This window comes from Sphingomonas sp. PAMC 26621 (assembly GCF_000251145.1).
In the GTDB taxonomy this organism is placed as follows: Bacteria; Pseudomonadota; Alphaproteobacteria; order Sphingomonadales; family Sphingomonadaceae; genus Sphingomonas.
The window spans coordinates 183,205-198,211 of sequence record NZ_AIDW01000006.1 but is presented as its reverse complement, the minus strand read 5'-3'; the positions used below and the strand labels follow the sequence as shown (position 1 = coordinate 198,211).

The following is a 15,007-nucleotide window of genomic DNA, read 5'->3' as shown; positions in this document are numbered from 1 at the left end:
AACCCCATCATTCCGGGTGCCGGGATAAGGGGTCCGCGCCGCTGCGCGAATCGATGGCCTCTCTGTACCTGGTCTAGAGGCTCGCCAGATCTTGCGGCGACATGTCTCCATCCGGCATCCCCGCGTCAGCCCCTGCGCGGTCCGTGGTGGCGAATATCTGCCAGACGGCCATAAAGAGGGCCGCGATGACCGGCCCGACCACGAAGCCGTTGAACCCCATCCCCTCGAACCCGCCCAGCGTCGCGATCAGGACGACATAGTCGGGCATGCGCGCATCGCGCCCGACCAGGATCGGGCGGACGACGTTATCGACGCTGCTGATGATGAAAAAGCCGCAGAGGAACAGCACGCTCCCTTGCCAGATCGCGCCGCTGGCAAAGAGATACGCCGTCACCGGCACCCAGACCAAGCCGGTGCCGATCGCGGGGAACAGCGAGAACACGCCCATCGCAACGCCCCACAGCAACGCGCCCGGAATGCCGATCGCCCAGAACACGATCCCGCCGGTCGCGCCCTGCAGGATCGCGACGATCAAGCTGCCCTTGATCGTCGCGCGGATCACCGTGACGAATTGCGCGATCAACACCGCGCGCTGATCGGCCGCCAGGGGAATCGCGCGCTCGATGCGGGCGGCGATCGCATGGCCGTCGCGCAGCAGAAAGAACGTCAGGTACAGCATCACGCCGAGCGCCAGGAAAAAGCCGAACGTTCCCTGCCCGATGCTGATCACCTGCCCCGCCAGCAGTTGGAAGCTGTTTGCAAACCCCTGACCCAATCGCGTTCGCAAGCCCGCGATATCGCCGAGGCCGATGTCGGCGAGCCACCTCCTCGCCCATCCCGGCAATCGCCCCTGCGTCTCGGTGAACAAACGACCGAAATCAATCTCCCCACTGCGGACGAGGGCATAGAAAGCCGTCCCCTCGCGCAGCATCGCCGCCGCCAGCAGCATCGCCGGCACGACGACGACCGTGACGATGACGAGCAACGTGATCGCCGCCGCAATCCCCCGGCGCTCGTGCAAGGCGCGGAGCAGGCGCGCATTGAGCGGCTCGAACAGGACCGCGGCAATCACCGCCCACAGGATCGCGCCGGAAAAAGGAGCGACCAGCCACACGAACGCCAGCGTCGCGGCCACGACCAGGAGCATCAGAAAGCCGCGCGCGGCCGGTGCCGCATCCTCGCTCACGCCGCGGTGACCGAACCGGGTTGCGAAGCGGGCGCGGCGCGCGCCAGCAGCCACCGGACCAGCGGTTTGCAGCCTTCGAGCAGGACCAGAAGGACGACGCCCAACCCCACCGCCAGCACCATGTCGCTCCACGCGATCGACCCGAATTTCAGCAGCGCCTGCGCTTGCGGCAGGAACAGGATCAGCGCGGTCACGCCCGCGATCGCAACGCCGACATAGCGCAGTGCCGCATTGTGCCGGAGGAGGGCTTCGCCCAGGGCTGCACTGAATGATCGGTTGACCAGGATCAGCGCGACGATCTCGGCGATCAGCGCGAAGAAGATCAACGCGCGAAGCTCGGCCTCCGGCATGCCGCTCCACGTCTCGACGAAGAAGACGCTCGCCAGCATGGCAAAAGCGAGACCGCCCTGGAACACGCTCCAGACGATCATCGATACGGCAAACAGCGGCTCCGCCGGATCGCGCGGCGGCCGCGTCATGATGTCGCCTTCGTCGCGCTCGGCCTCGAACACCAGCGCGCAGACCGGGTCGATCACCATCTCGAGCAGCGCAATGTGGATCGGCCCGAACAGCAACGGCATGCCGAAGAACAGCGGCAGCAGCGCCAGCCCGGCGATCGGCACATGCACCGCGAAGATGAACGCCATCGCCTTGCGGATATTGTCGTAGATTCGCCGACCGAGCCGGACCGACTGGACGATCGACCCGAAATCGTCGTCGAGCAGCACGATCGCCGCCGCCTCCCGCGCGACGTCGGTACCGCGCTTGCCCATTGCGATGCCGATATGCGCGGCCTTTAACGACGGTGCGTCGTTGACGCCGTCACCGGTCATCGCAACCACCTCCCCCGCGGCCTTGAACGCCTGGACGATCCGCAACTTCTGTTGGGGCATGATGCGGGCGAAGACCGTCACCGACTTCAGTCGGGCCGTCAGCGCGGCGTCGTCCAGCGTGGCAAGATCGTCGCCGGTCAGCACGTCGCCATCGTCGATCCCCGCCTGCGTCGCGATCGACCGGGCGGTCGCGGCATAGTCGCCGGTGATCATCACGACGCGGATCCCCGCACTGCGACATTCCGCGACCGCAGCGGGCACGCTCGCCCGGATCGGATCGGCCAGCCCGACAAGTCCCGTCAAAGTGTAGGCGTAATCGTCTTGCGTTTCCGCCCAGTCCCGATCGAGCGGCGTAGCGGTCGCGACGGCGAGTACACGAACGCCGCGTACCGCCATCGCCTCGACCGCTGCCGTCATCGCCGCAAGCGCATCGCCCGTCAGATGGCACAGGGCGGCGATCGCTTCCGGCGCCCCCTTGGCCGAAGTCGCCAGCGTGTCGCCATCCGCCCAGACGTTCGACATCGCCAGCAACTCGGGCCGCAGCGCATAGACATGGACGGGCGCACCGGCGGGCAAGGCGATGTCCGGCATCTCCGCGCGCGCACCGTGCAGCGCGATGTCCATCGGGTCGGTCGGGACGGCCGCACTCGCGAGCGCAGCGGTCTCGATCAACAGATAATAGGATTCCGGGACCGCGACGCCTGCGCCAAGCTTGAGGGTTTCCCCCGTGGGCAACCACAGTTCCGCAAGCCACATGCGGTTTTCGGTCAACGTGCCGGTCTTGTCGGTACACAGCACCGTTGCCGACCCGAGCGTCTCGATCGCCGCGGCGCGCCGCGTGAGCACGCCGATCTTGCCGATCCGCCATGCCCCCATCGCCAGGAACACCGTCAACACCACCGGGAACTCCTCGGGCAGCATCGACATGCCGATCGCGATCCCGGCAAGCACGGCCTCGATCCACCCGCCGCGGAGCAGTCCGTAGAGCAGCACCACGCTCAGCGCGACCGCGCCACCGCCGATCGCACACCAGGTGACGATCCGGGTCGTCTCGCGGCTCAGACGCGGGGCTTCGGTGTCGAGCGTCGCAAGCGACTGGCCGATCCGACCGATCTCGCTTCGCGGCCCCGTCGCCAGCACGCGCGCAATCCCGCCACCGCGCGCGACGAGCGAGCCCGAATAGACATAGGGTTGACCGTCGCCGCCCGGCCGGTGCGCCGCGTCGCTCTCCGCTTCGCCCGCCACGATCTTGCCGACCGGCAGAGACTCTCCCGTGAGCAGCGATTCATCGGTCTGCAGGTCGCTCGCCTCGACCAGCACGGCATCGGCGGCGATCCGGTCGCCCTGTTCCAGCACGATCAGATCGTCGCGGACCACGTCGCGCCCGGCGACTTGAAGGCGTGCGCCATCACGGATCACCAGCGCGCGCGGTGCGGAAAGATCGCGCAACGCCTCCAGTACATGCTCGGTACGCGCTTCCTGCACGACGGTAACCCCGACCGAGAAGGTCGCGAAGCCGAGCAGGATCAATGCCTCGGTGAGATCGCCAAGCAGCAGATAGGCCAGGCCACCGAGCAGCAGCAGCGCCAGCATCGGTTCGCGCAGGACGTCGAGCGCGATCCGCCAGGTCGATCGCTGCCCCGCGCGCGGAAGTTCGTTGGGGCCGTCGAGCGCGAGCCGCGACGCTGCGTCCACGGACGACAGTCCGGTGCCGACGGTGGGCTTCATCGTGACACCAACAAAGGCAACCGCACCGTGTCGAGCAAGCTGCGGGTAACGCCGCCGAGCATCACCTCGCGCAGCCGCGTATGCCCGAACGCACCGATCGCGAGCAGATCCGCGCCATCCTCCAGCGCGAAGGCTTGCAATACTTCCGCGTCGGATAGCGCCGCGTCGGTCACGGCCTTCCGTTCGGCGCGCAACCCGTGGCGGACCAGGTGACGAACGACTTCGTCTACACTCTCGACAGAGCTTCCTTCGTCACCTTCCTCCACGCCGACGGTGACGACCGACACCTTCGCGCCGGGCTCGGTCATCGCCACCAGATCGTGCACCGCGCGGCGCGCTTCGGGGCAGTCTTTCCACCCCAGCACCGCGTTGTGGACGGGGGGCAACGCAGTCGCACCCGGAAGGATCAACAGGGGCGTCCCCGCACCCATCACGACCGTCTCGGACGCCCGACGCCGCAGCCACCGCGTCTCCCAGTCCGCATCGCTGCCCATCACGATCAGATCGACCAGCGGGCCAGCACGCCCGGCGCGCCGGGCAAGATCGAAGACGTCGTCGCGAAGGCCAAGCACGCGAAGGACTGCGGGCGACCCGGCGACGCTGGCGGAAATGGTGTTGATGCGCGCGGCTTCGTCCTCGGCCATCGCCCAGTCGGGGACATACATCGTCGTCAGCGGGGCGAGCGCCGGGATCAGCAGTGGGCTTGCGGTCAGCACCTCGATCGTGAGCGTGGCCGCCAACCGTTCCGCCATCGTCACGGCGGCGCGGATGATCGGATTGGCATGCGCCGAATTCTCGACGATGAGCAGGATATCCTTGATCACGATGGCTTCCTTGGCGACGGTTGCTGTTGGTGAAGTGCGCTTATCGGTCACCGCCGCCTGATCCCCAGGCCTCGCCCCCTTTGCCCGGCTCGCTCTCCTCGACCGAGCACGTCCACTGAGGGGACATGTCGCGCCATCACGCATCAGGAGGCTCGAAAGTCCGCCGTCAGAGCCAGCGCCGATGCCAACCCAGCCAATACGTGACCAGCGCGGCACCAATCAGCAGCCCCGAGACGAACGCAGCGATGAGATACCCTGTCGTCACGGCCAATTTCCCCGCCAGAAGCGCAAGCATGCGGTCGGCGACCGCCGTCGCTGCATCGCCGATACAGTCCCCCTGGGGTCGAGCGCCCCACCGCAAGGCCTTGACGCGTGGCGTTGGCACCGAAGGGGAATATTAGGGGGTCGGTTCCGGCCGCTCCATACGTAGTTCCCGCGATACCGCCGCCTGACCGCGTCGTTGGACGCTAGTCCGCTCGACATTCATTTTCGATGGCCGTCAGCCTCGCTCATCATCCCCGCGACCTTGCCCGCCAGCCCCTGGCTCGTGAAAGGCCTGGTCCGCCGCTCGATACCAAGTACCGCCTAGCGTTTAGCGGTGCGCAGCGTGCTGCCAGGCTTCCACGCCGGCGCCGCGGGCTGGTCCGCGACACGCTCCACGAGTGCGTAAAAGAACCGGTTGAAGTCCGCCGCAGCGTGCCAGTCGATCGGCTGCGTCAAGTCGTCCTGCGGCTTGTGATAGCCGGTCTTGTACCACCGTCGATAGATACGCTCGCTCTCCGTCCCCGGCCGGTAGCCGAACACGAACGCCGTCGCGGGGATGCCCGCCTCCATGAACGGCCATTGATCGGCGCGGCGCAGCAGGTTGCGTTCTGGTTCGGGATCGGGTTGCACCCCGACGTTCATCCCGGCGGCCACGGCGCGCGCATCGTCGCCCAGCGTCGTGTCGGTAAGCGCATGGACGGTCAGCAGCTCAAGCGGAAAGATCGGCCGCAACTGGTCGAGATTGATGTCCGCGGCGATATGATCGCGCGGCAGCGTTGGGTGCGCGACGAACCAGCGGGCGCCAAGAAGGCCTTTCTCCTCGCCGGTGAACGCCGCGAACAGCACCGGCCGCGCGAATCCCGCGCGCTGGCGCCGCTCGGCAAGACGGATCAGCAACGCGACGTAGGCGGCATCGTCGAGCGTGCCGTTGTAGAGACCGTCGCCCGCAACCGGCTCGCCGAAGCCATAGCCGTCGAGATGCGCGGAGAGCACGATCACTTGCGCCGCGCGCGACGGGTCACTGCCCGGCAGCCGCGCAAGCACATTGGGCGCGCTGATCGTTCGCTCCGAGACTTTGAAATCCGCGTGGAAGCGCCCCGGAATATCGAAGTCGGGCAGCGCTTGGCCGGCCGCGCCCGCGGCGACAAGCCGCGCAGCATCGCGGTCGCTGCCAGCATCCAATCGCCCCAATGCGTCAGCGTTGAGTGTGAATCGCATCAGCCCCGCCGCTTCCGGCGGGCTGCCCTGGAGCCAAACCGTGCGTGCGTAGGCGAAGGGCCAGCGTGGCGGTTCGACCGTGAAGCCGGGGTCCGCGATGGTCAGGAGCGCGCTTGCGCCCGCCGCCTTGACGGCCGCGAGCCGCTCCGCATCTGACGGCAGCCCGGCGCGGTGCGTTCCGTGGCAGATCACCGCCTTGCCGCGCACGTCGCCGAGCGTGCCCGCCTTGCAATAGCCGCGATAGGCCAGCGGCGCATCGATCCGCGGCGGCATGCCCGGGTACGGGTTGATCATGATGTCGTAGAGGAAGCGCAGCGGCCGGGCGCCGACGCTGAACGTCGCGCGGTCAATCGACAGCGCCTGCATCGGCACGCGCTGCATGTAGCCGCCATTATCGCCCGCGGGCTCGAGACCGGCGGCCGCGAACCCCGCTTCGACCAGCTTGGCGGCGCGTTCATAGGCGGCAGAGCCCGCGTCGCGTCCCGCCATCGCGTCATCCGACAGCGCGGCGGTCGTCGCCCACCAGGCGCGCGTATCGGGATCGGCAGGCAGCGGCCGGGACGCGCCGATCAGGAGCGGGAGCAGACCAAGCGGCGCGAACGTACGGAAGGGCTTCAGCATGAACGCGAAGGTGCCCAAAACGGGCGGCTGCGGCAAGGCCGTGCGGACAGGGGCGGCGCAGTCGGAAAGCGCGGCTCTGCAGACCGGGCCGTTCGCGGCGGAAGTCCTGCCGGGGCCGTCCGTACCGGGTGCCCGCGCTTTTCCCGGGTGCTACCGCTATTCGCCACGCCGCGATTGCGCCGGCATTGTGCGTAGTGGCCGCCAGACTTCGCTGGATACCTGGTGGCGCGCCATGACCGAACCGCCACGTTGACCCAGAAGTCGCCGTTCAGGATCCGCCGCATCCCCTCCATCTCCAGGGCACCTTCCGAACGAGCAAGGCGACGGGAAGCAGATAATATGGGTTGTCGACTTTGCTCCGCTCGAAACGAACACTTCCGGATAGTGTCGGAACCGATACCGTGCGACGCAAACCAGACCTCGCCGACGATCAGTCACACGGACGCCCATGCAAAGCCCATCTCCTGCCCTGATGCGTCCCGGTCCGGCCCAGTTCGTGCTGTTCGGCGCGGGCGATTTCGCGTGCAACCTGTATTGGCAAAGTGTCTCGCTCTACCTCCTGTTCTTCTACACCGATGTCCTTGCCCTTCCGGCAGCGCTGGCGGGGACGCTCTACATGGCAGGTGCCCTTTGGGACGGGATCGCCGACCTTCTGGTCGGCATCGCAGCGCAACGCCCCGGCGTACGGTATCGGCGGTTCATCGCAGCGGGCGCGGTGCCGCTCGCGGCGGCGTTCGTGCTGCTGTATGCTACGCCGCACTTGGCGGGCGGCTGGCTCGCGGGGGCGATCGCCGCCACGCAGATCCTGTTCCGCACGCTCTATGCCACGGTCAACGTGCCCTATGCCGCGTGGAGCGCGCGGTTCAGCAGCGACAGCCGCGACCGCACGACGCTCGCGGGGGTGCGGATGGTGTTCGGGACGGTGGCGGCGCTGGTCGTCACGGTCGGCACGCCGTGGATCGCGCTGCGGACCACCGGCGACGCGGCCGGCCAGGCGGGGTTCGCCGCTGCCGCGATCGTCTATGGCGTGGTCGGCGCGGGGCTGTTGCTAGCCCTGGCGATCTTTGCGCGCGAGGCACCGGCTGCGGACCGGGCGCAACCACCACTGCCTTTGCTGACGGGGCTGCGCCTGCTGCTCGGCAATCGCGCGTTCGTGACGCTCAATTTCGCGGCGATGGCCGCAGGGCTGGCGGCGGCGCTGCTGACGCAATCGGTGCTCTATTATTTCAAGCATGTCGCAGGGCAACCGGCGCAGGGTCCGCAGACCCTCGCGCTGATGGCGCTCGCCGGGACGGTCGCGGTACCGGTGTGGATGGCGGTCACGCGCTGGATCGGGTTGCGCGGGGTGTGGTTCGTCGCGGTCGGATGGGGACTGGCGTGCCTTGCGGTGTTCGGCGCTGGCGGCCTCGTCACGCCGATCGTCGTGCTCGCGCTGCTCCAGGCGGCGTTTACCGGGTTCAACCTCGTCTTCTGGTCGATGCTGCCCAATACGGTCGAATATGGCGAAGCGCTTGCCGGGACCCGGGTCGAGGCGCTGGCGTTCGGTGTGGCCGCCCTGCTGCAGAAGCTCGGGCTGGCGGCGGCGGCGGGGGTGCTTGGGCTGTTCTACCGCCATATCGGCTATGTCGCGGGCGCGGTGCAGACTGGGGCGACGATCGCGGGGATCCGCGACCTGATGCTGTACGCCTGCTCGGCGGGGCTGGTGGCGTCGGCGCTGGTCATGCTGGCAAACCCGCTCAAGCGCGGCGTCCATGCCGCGCTGGTCGAGGATCTGGCGGACCGCGCCGACACCTGAGGGTCAGCCCGCGACCAGGTCGAACGTCCCGCTGACACCCTCCGCCTGTGCCGACGGCGCGACCCAGATGCGGAACTGCCCCGGCTCGACCGTCGGTTTCAGCGCAGTGCCGATGAACAGCAGGTCGGCGCGCTTGAGGGTGAAGACCACCTCGACCTGCGCCCCGGCCGCCACGCGGACGCGGCGGAACGCCTTGAGCTCGCGGACCGGGCGGGTGATGCTGGCGGCAACGTCGTGGATATAGAGCTGAACCACCTCGTCCGCCGCGCGGCTGCCACTGTTGGTGATCGTCGCGCGGACGGTGAGGTCGCCGTTCCACGCGAGCTTTCCCGTGCCGAGTTGCAGGTTGCCATAGGCGATCTTGCCGTAGGTCAGCCCGTGCCCGAACGCGAACCGCGCCGCATTGGGCGCTTCGCGGTAATGCGCCTTATATTCGGTCAGCTGTTCCGTGAGATTCGGCCGCCCGGTTGATTTGTGCGCATAATGATAGGGCTCCTGCCCGGTCGAGAACGGGAAGCTGGCGGGCAAACGTGCCGACGGTGCCGCCAGCCCGAACAGGATGTCGGAGATCGCCGGGCCCGATTGCGACCCGAGGAACCACGTCACGAGGATCGCCGGCGCATCCAGCACCGCGCCCGACAGTTCCAGCGCGCGCCCGTTGCGGAGCGCGACGACGATCGGCTTGCCCGTCGCGGAGACCGCGGCGGCGAGCGCCAGTTGCGGTGCGGGGATGACGATCGCGTCCCGCGACTGCGCCTCGCCCGACATGTTCTGCCCCTCACCGATCGCGAGGACGACGATGTCCGCTGCCCGTGCCGCGGCGACCGCGGCGTCGATCCCGCCGGGAAGCGCCTGCTCGATCCCGGAACCGGCGGTTGCGGTCACCATCCCGGCGTCGGCGACGACAGCGCGCACACCCGTCAACAGATCGACCGCCTCGCTGTCCGAACCGTAGACATTCCACGGGCCGATCAGATCCTTCTGCCCTTGCGCAAACGGACCGATCAACGCGATCCGCTTGCCCGACCGGGGCAAAGGCAACAGGTCGCCGTCGTTCTTGAGCAATACGATCGACCGGCGCCCCGCGTCGCGCGCGAGCGCAAGATTTGCCTTGGTCCGCACCCGCGTCCGCTCGCGCTTCGCATCGATCCGGCGGAACGGATTATCGAACAGGCCGAGCGCCTGCTTGACGCGGAGCACGCGCCGCACGGCCTGATCGAGCCGCGCCATCGGCACCGCGCCCGACGCGACTAGCGCGGGCAGGTGATCGCGGTAGAAGCTGCTCTGCATGCTCATGTCGACCCCCGCCAGGAACGCGAGCCGCGTCGCCTCGCGCGCATCGGCGGCGAAGCCGTGCGCGATGAGTTCCTCGTCACCGGTATAATCCGACACGACCAGACCGCCGAACCCCCATTCCTTGCGCAACACGGTATCGAGCAGCCACGGGTTGGCGGTTGCCGGCACGCCCGAAATCTCGTTGAACGACGCCATCGTCGATCCCACGCCAGCATCGAACGCCGCCTGGAACGTCGGGAAATAGACGTCGCGCAAGGTCCGCTCGGACACGTCGACGCTGTTGTAATCAAGCCCGGCTTCCGCCGCGCCATAGGCCGCGAAATGCTTCGCGCAGGCCATCACCGCGTCGTCGGCGGCGAGCCCCTTGCGGCCCTGGAACCCGCGAACGCGCGCGGCGGCCATCATCCGGCCAAGGAACACGTCCTCGCCCGCGCCTTCGACCCCACGCCCCCAGCGCTGGTCGCGCGCGATGTCGACCATCGGCGCGAACGTCCAGTCGATTCCTGCCGCCGACGCCTCGACCGCCGCTGCACGCGCGGTGCTTTCCGCCAGGTCGGGATCGAAGCTCCCCGCTTCGGCGAGCGGCACGGGAAAGACGGTGCGGAAACCGTGAATGACATCGGCGGCGAAGAGCAGCGGGATCTTCATCCGCGACTCGCGCATCGCGGTGCTTTGCATCCGCTGCGCCATGTCGGTGCCGTGGCCGTTGAACACGCCGGTCAGATGCCCGTCGCGGACCTCGGCGAGTTGAGTCTCGAAGGTGGCGCCCGCCTTGATCGGGTTGAGCGCGTTCGCAGCGCCGCCTGCCCAGGCGGCTGCGTTGAGCGTGAGCTGTCCCGCCTTTTCGGCAACGGTCATGCGCGCGATCAGCGATTCGATCATCGGGGACGCGTCAACCTGATCCGCCGCCGCAAGCAAGGCGCGCGCAGGACTCGTCGCCCAGGCCGTCACCGCGCCTGCGCCAAGCAGCATTGCGCGTCGTGAAATGCTCGACGTTTCCATCGCTTATCCTCCCCTTGGCGGTACGGCCACTTGCCCCCGCCCTTACCGAAACAGCCGGTCTTGAACACCGCTTTTGAATGATGTAACCGGTTACATCAAGCAGGGAGATCGGCACGGGCCACTGCCCCAGCCGACGCAACGGGCTCGCGAACGGTTTCGCGCGCCACACAGGGAAGGACGTTTCGACAGATGGCGCAGGCCACGATCCGCGATGTCGCTCGCGAGGCGGACGTGTCGGTCGCCTCGGTGTCGCGCGCGCTCAACGGGCACAGCAACGTCCGGCCAGAACTGCGCCTGCATATCGAGACCGTTGCCGCCGCGCTCGGCTATGTCCCGCACGCGGGGGCCCGCAACCTCAGCATGGCGCGCGCCAACGCCATCGGTGTCGTCCTTCCCGACCTGCACGGCGAGTTCTTCTCCGAAACGCTGCGTGGGATGGATCGCGCAGCGTCGGAACGCGGGCTGCAACTGCTGTTGTCCAACCTGCACGACGGCGACCGCGCGGTGCGCATGCTCCACACGATGCGCGGCCGGGTCGACGGGCTGATCATCATGGCGCCGCATATCGACCCCGACCTGCTGCTCGCCGGGCTCCCGCCGAGCATCCCCGCGGTGCTCGTGAATTGCGACGCGCCGGGGAAGGACCGTCCGACGCTCCGCGTCGACAATGTCGCGGGTGCGCGGACGATGACCGAGCATCTGATCGCGACCGGGCGGCGCGAGATCGTCCATCTCTCCGGCCCCGACAGCAACGCCGAGGCGCGCGAGCGCATCGCCGGCTATCGCGCCGCGATGGAAGCGGCAGGGCTCGCGCCACACATCGTCGCCGGCGATTTCATGCAGGAGACCGGGGTCGCGCTGACCCCGCAGATCCTGCGCGATTACCCGACGGCGGATGCGATCTTCGCGGCCAATGACATGATGGCGCTCGGCGTGCTGATCGCCTTGCGCGCGGCCGGGGTCGACGTGCCCGGCCGGATTGCGCTCGCGGGATTCGATGACGTCCCGCTGTCGCGGCTCATCTCGCCTGCGCTCACCACGATGCACGTCGACATTGCCGGGATCGGCGCGCGCGCGATCGCACGGCTGACCGAAGCGATCGCCGGCTCCACCGATCACGCGCTCGAGGTGTCGTTGCCCGAGCTGATGATTCGCGAAACGACCAAATGAAGCCCGCGTCAGTCGGGTATTAAACAGGGAACACGAATATGAGTATGCGTAACCAGAAGTTTCTACGGCTGTTGCTCGCCAGCGCAGCCTTCTCCGTCGCGACGACGGGCCTGTCCCCCGCCTACGCCCAGACCAGCACCGCGGCGATCCGTGGGCAAGTGACCGATGCCGCCGGTACGCCGGTCGCCGGCGCAACCGTCGCCGCGGTCAGCAGCGATACCAACCAGACCTATCGCGCGACCACCGATGCAAACGGCGGATACACGCTCAACGGCCTGCGTCCGGGATCGTATCAGGTCACCTCGACCGCGACCGACGGCCAGACCAACACCCAGCTCGTCACCGTCGCGATCGGCCAGACCGCATCGCTCGACGCGACGGTCGAGGCCCCCGGCTCCGCACCGGGTGCCACGCCATCGGGCGGGAAGGACATCGTCGTCACCGGCAGCCGCCTGCGGGAGACGCGCACCAGCGAGATCGCGACCAACGTCAGCCAGGCGCAGATCCGCGCGCTGCCGCAGACCGACCGCAACTTCCTGTCGTTCGCGGCGCTCGCTCCGGGCGTGCGTTACAATGACAGCGAAACCGGCAAGGGCATCCAGTCGGGCGCATCGACCGCCAGTCAGGTCAACGTCTTCATCGACGGCGTCAGCCTCAAGAACAAGCTCAGCGAAGGCGGCATCGCCGGCCAGCAGAACAGCCGGGGCAACCCGTTCGGACAGCTCGCCGTGCAGGAATTCCGCGTGCTGACGCAGAATTACAAGGCCGAGTAGGAACAGGCCGGGTCCGCGATCATCACCGCCGTGACCAAGTCGGGCACCAACCAGTTCCACGGCGAAGTGTTCGGCCAATATACCGGCAAGGGCCTGTCGGAGACGTCGTTCATCGACAAGCGCGACGGCAACCCCAAGCCCGATTTCACGCGCAAGCAATATGGTATCGCGCTCGGCGGGCCGATCATCAAGGATCGCCTGTTCTTCTTCGGCACGTACGAGGGCAACGACCAGAACCGCGCGCTCAACGTCAAGAGCACGGGTTCGGCGGATGCGGTCAACGAATTCAACCAGGTTTCGGGCCGGCGGCTGTCCGACTTCGAGGCCCCGTTCATCAGCCCGTTCCGCGGCGATTTCTACTTCGGCAAGCTGACGCTGACCCCGGATGATCGCCAGACCTTCGACGCCTCGTTCAGCCGCCGCCAGGAAACCGATATCCAGAATTTCGGCGGCAACGTGTCGTATGAAAATGCCGAGAACAAGCGCAACATCATCGACACCTATCAGTTCAAATGGGCGTATAAGGGCGACAAATTCGTCAACGAATTCAACGCCAACTATTTGCAGTATACGTTCAACCCGACCTCGCTCAATCCCGATCTGCCGACCTACGACTATAGCGGCGTCATCATTTTCGGCGGCAAGGATTCGACCCGCAAGCAGGTCCAGCAGAGCTATACGCTGCGGGACGACTTCACTTATTCGGGGGTTGCGGGCCATACCTTCAAGGTCGGCGGTCGCGTCGAGATCACCGACATCTCGTTCGACAACCGGCTGTATACCCAGCCGCGCTACACCTTCCTGCGCGAGCCGCAGAACAATCTCAACTTCACCTTACCGGGCGAAGCGCGGCTTGGCCTCGGCAACGGGTTGATCCAGGGGTCGAACACGCAGATCGGCCTGTACGCACAGGACGATTGGGACATCACTGGGCGGCTCCAGCTCAACCTCGGCGTGCGCTGGGATTATGAGACGAACGCAGTCAACAACGATTATATCACGCCCGTCGCTGCGGCGGCGGCGCTGCGGTCGTTGCCCGCGACGTCCTATTTCAATCCCGAAAATTACATCTCAACCGGCTCGAACCGCAAGCCGTTCGCCGGGGCGATCGCGCCGCGGGTCGGCTTCTCGTGGGACATCAAGGGCGATCGCTCGACCGTGATCTTTGGCGGGTTCGGCCGGTATTACGATCGCAACAACTTCAACAACACCGTCGACGAGCTGTCGCGTTCGATCAATCCGGTCGGGATCTTCCGCTTTTCGTCGGACGGCCTGCCGCGCAACGGCTTGCCGACGATCCGCTGGGATCCTGCGTACGGCACGCGCGACGGCCTGCTCGCGCTGCGCGCGGCGTCGACCAGCGCCGGTGCGCCGGAACTGTTCGCGGTCAAGAACAACGCCAAGCCCCCGGTCAACGATCAGGTCAGCTTCGGCGTTCGGCAGCGGCTCGGGGTGTTCGAGGCGTCGGTTACCGGCTCTTACCAGCGCGGCCGCAACGGCTACACCAACCTCTTCGCAACCCGCAACGACGGTGGGTTCGGCACGTGCTGCAATACGTCGACGATCGTGCCGCTGGGCTATTCGAACGTGCTGATCGGCTATGACGGCCTCGACACACGCTACAAGGCGCTGTTCGTAACGCTCGACAAGAATTACACCAAGACGTCGGGCTGGGGCCTGAACGTCGCCTATACGCTGTCGAAGGGCGAGCAGAATGGCGGCGACCTGTTCAGCCTCGATCAGGTCACGCCGGACGCCTATGGCTGGCGGCCCCGCGACGGCGACGAACGGCACCGCGTCGTGGTCTCGGGGATCGTCGACCTGCCGCTCGGCTTCCAGTTCGCTTCGCTCACCACGCTCGGCAGCGGGCAGGCGTTCCGCGTGACCGACGGGACCAACGGCTCGAGCTCCGGTTTCAACAATTTCAGCGCGCGTTATCCGCAGAAGAACTGCCTCGGCGGGGTATTCGCCTTCTGTGAGGTCAACGTGACCTTGTCGAAGAAGATTCCGGTGCTGGGCAAGGATACGCTCGAGGCTGCGGTCGACGTGTTGAACCTGTTCAACAACAACAACTTTTCGGGCTTCGACGATTTTTACAACAACACCATCAACCCCGCCACCGGGCGGATCACCGACCCGCTCGATCCGGCACGGATCGGCAATTCGCTGCTGACGCTGCCACGAAGGATCCAGTTCCGTCTGGGGTATCGTTTCTAAGGGGGATGTCGTCGCCCCCTTCCCACCGTCATTCCCGCCCACGCGGGGATGACGGAAGAAGGGGGCGAACACCCTGCCCC

At 67.0% G+C, this 15,007-nt stretch carries 11 protein-coding genes; 5 read left to right on the top strand and 6 right to left on the bottom strand.

Annotation, left to right across the window (positions count from 1 at the left end; all coding sequences use genetic code 11):
- Positions 1-73 precede the first annotated feature (73 nt).
- The 5 genes from RI03_RS03460 to RI03_RS03445 form a co-directional block, all read right to left on the bottom strand.
- Positions 74-1,147, bottom strand: coding sequence for an AI-2E family transporter (locus tag RI03_RS03460; protein ID WP_051007225.1), 1,074 nt, complete (start codon positions 1,145-1,147; stop codon positions 74-76).
- Between the two features lie 35 nt (positions 1,148-1,182).
- Positions 1,183-3,747, bottom strand: coding sequence for a cation-translocating P-type ATPase (locus RI03_RS03455; protein WP_010215213.1), 2,565 nt, complete (start codon positions 3,745-3,747; stop codon positions 1,183-1,185).
- Positions 3,744-4,622, bottom strand: a complete 879-nt coding sequence (locus RI03_RS03450; RefSeq protein WP_010215212.1) for a universal stress protein — start codon at positions 4,620-4,622, stop codon at positions 3,744-3,746. Before RI03_RS03450 ends, RI03_RS03455 begins: the two co-directional genes overlap by 4 nt.
- 115 nt (positions 4,623-4,737) lie before the next feature.
- The gene (locus RI03_RS25050; protein WP_274517550.1) at positions 4,738-4,866 is read right to left on the bottom strand and encodes a hypothetical protein; all 129 of its coding nucleotides are present in this window, start codon (positions 4,864-4,866) and stop codon (positions 4,738-4,740) included.
- A 290-nt stretch (positions 4,867-5,156) separates the two neighbouring features.
- On the bottom strand, positions 5,157-6,674 hold the full coding sequence (locus RI03_RS03445) for a M28 family peptidase (RefSeq protein ID WP_010215211.1): 1,518 nt from the start codon (positions 6,672-6,674) through the stop codon (positions 5,157-5,159).
- Between RI03_RS03445 and RI03_RS22565 the strand changes: the two genes are divergently transcribed.
- Both RI03_RS22565 and RI03_RS03440 read left to right on the top strand, forming a co-directional pair.
- Positions 6,673-6,927: a hypothetical protein gene (locus RI03_RS22565; protein WP_010215209.1), complete on the top strand. Its 255-nt coding sequence runs from the start codon at positions 6,673-6,675 to the stop codon at positions 6,925-6,927. The genes RI03_RS03445 and RI03_RS22565 overlap by 2 nt on opposite strands.
- A gap of 195 nt (positions 6,928-7,122) precedes the next feature.
- The gene (locus tag RI03_RS03440; protein ID WP_238542225.1) at positions 7,123-8,469 is read left to right on the top strand and encodes an MFS transporter; all 1,347 of its coding nucleotides are present in this window, start codon (positions 7,123-7,125) and stop codon (positions 8,467-8,469) included.
- A gap of 3 nt (positions 8,470-8,472) precedes the next feature.
- Here the strand turns inward: RI03_RS03440 and bglX are convergent, their stop codons facing one another.
- Positions 8,473-10,767, bottom strand: coding sequence for a beta-glucosidase BglX (bglX, locus tag RI03_RS03435; protein WP_026046419.1), 2,295 nt, complete (start codon positions 10,765-10,767; stop codon positions 8,473-8,475).
- A gap of 189 nt (positions 10,768-10,956) precedes the next feature.
- Between bglX and RI03_RS03430 the strand changes: the two genes are divergently transcribed.
- From RI03_RS03430 to RI03_RS03425, 3 genes are read left to right on the top strand one after another with little or no spacing between them, the layout of a single operon-like run.
- Positions 10,957-11,937 (top strand): LacI family DNA-binding transcriptional regulator, encoded by a 981-nt coding sequence (locus tag RI03_RS03430; protein WP_010215204.1) that lies wholly within the window; start codon positions 10,957-10,959, stop codon positions 11,935-11,937.
- A 38-nt stretch (positions 11,938-11,975) separates the two neighbouring features.
- Positions 11,976-12,710 (top strand): carboxypeptidase-like regulatory domain-containing protein, encoded by a 735-nt coding sequence (locus RI03_RS24480; protein ID WP_238542224.1) that lies wholly within the window; start codon positions 11,976-11,978, stop codon positions 12,708-12,710.
- A 30-nt stretch (positions 12,711-12,740) separates the two neighbouring features.
- Complete coding sequence (locus tag RI03_RS03425; RefSeq protein ID WP_238542223.1) at positions 12,741-14,927, top strand: TonB-dependent receptor domain-containing protein; 2,187 nt, start codon at positions 12,741-12,743, stop codon at positions 14,925-14,927.
- Positions 14,928-15,007: the final 80 nt, after the last annotated feature.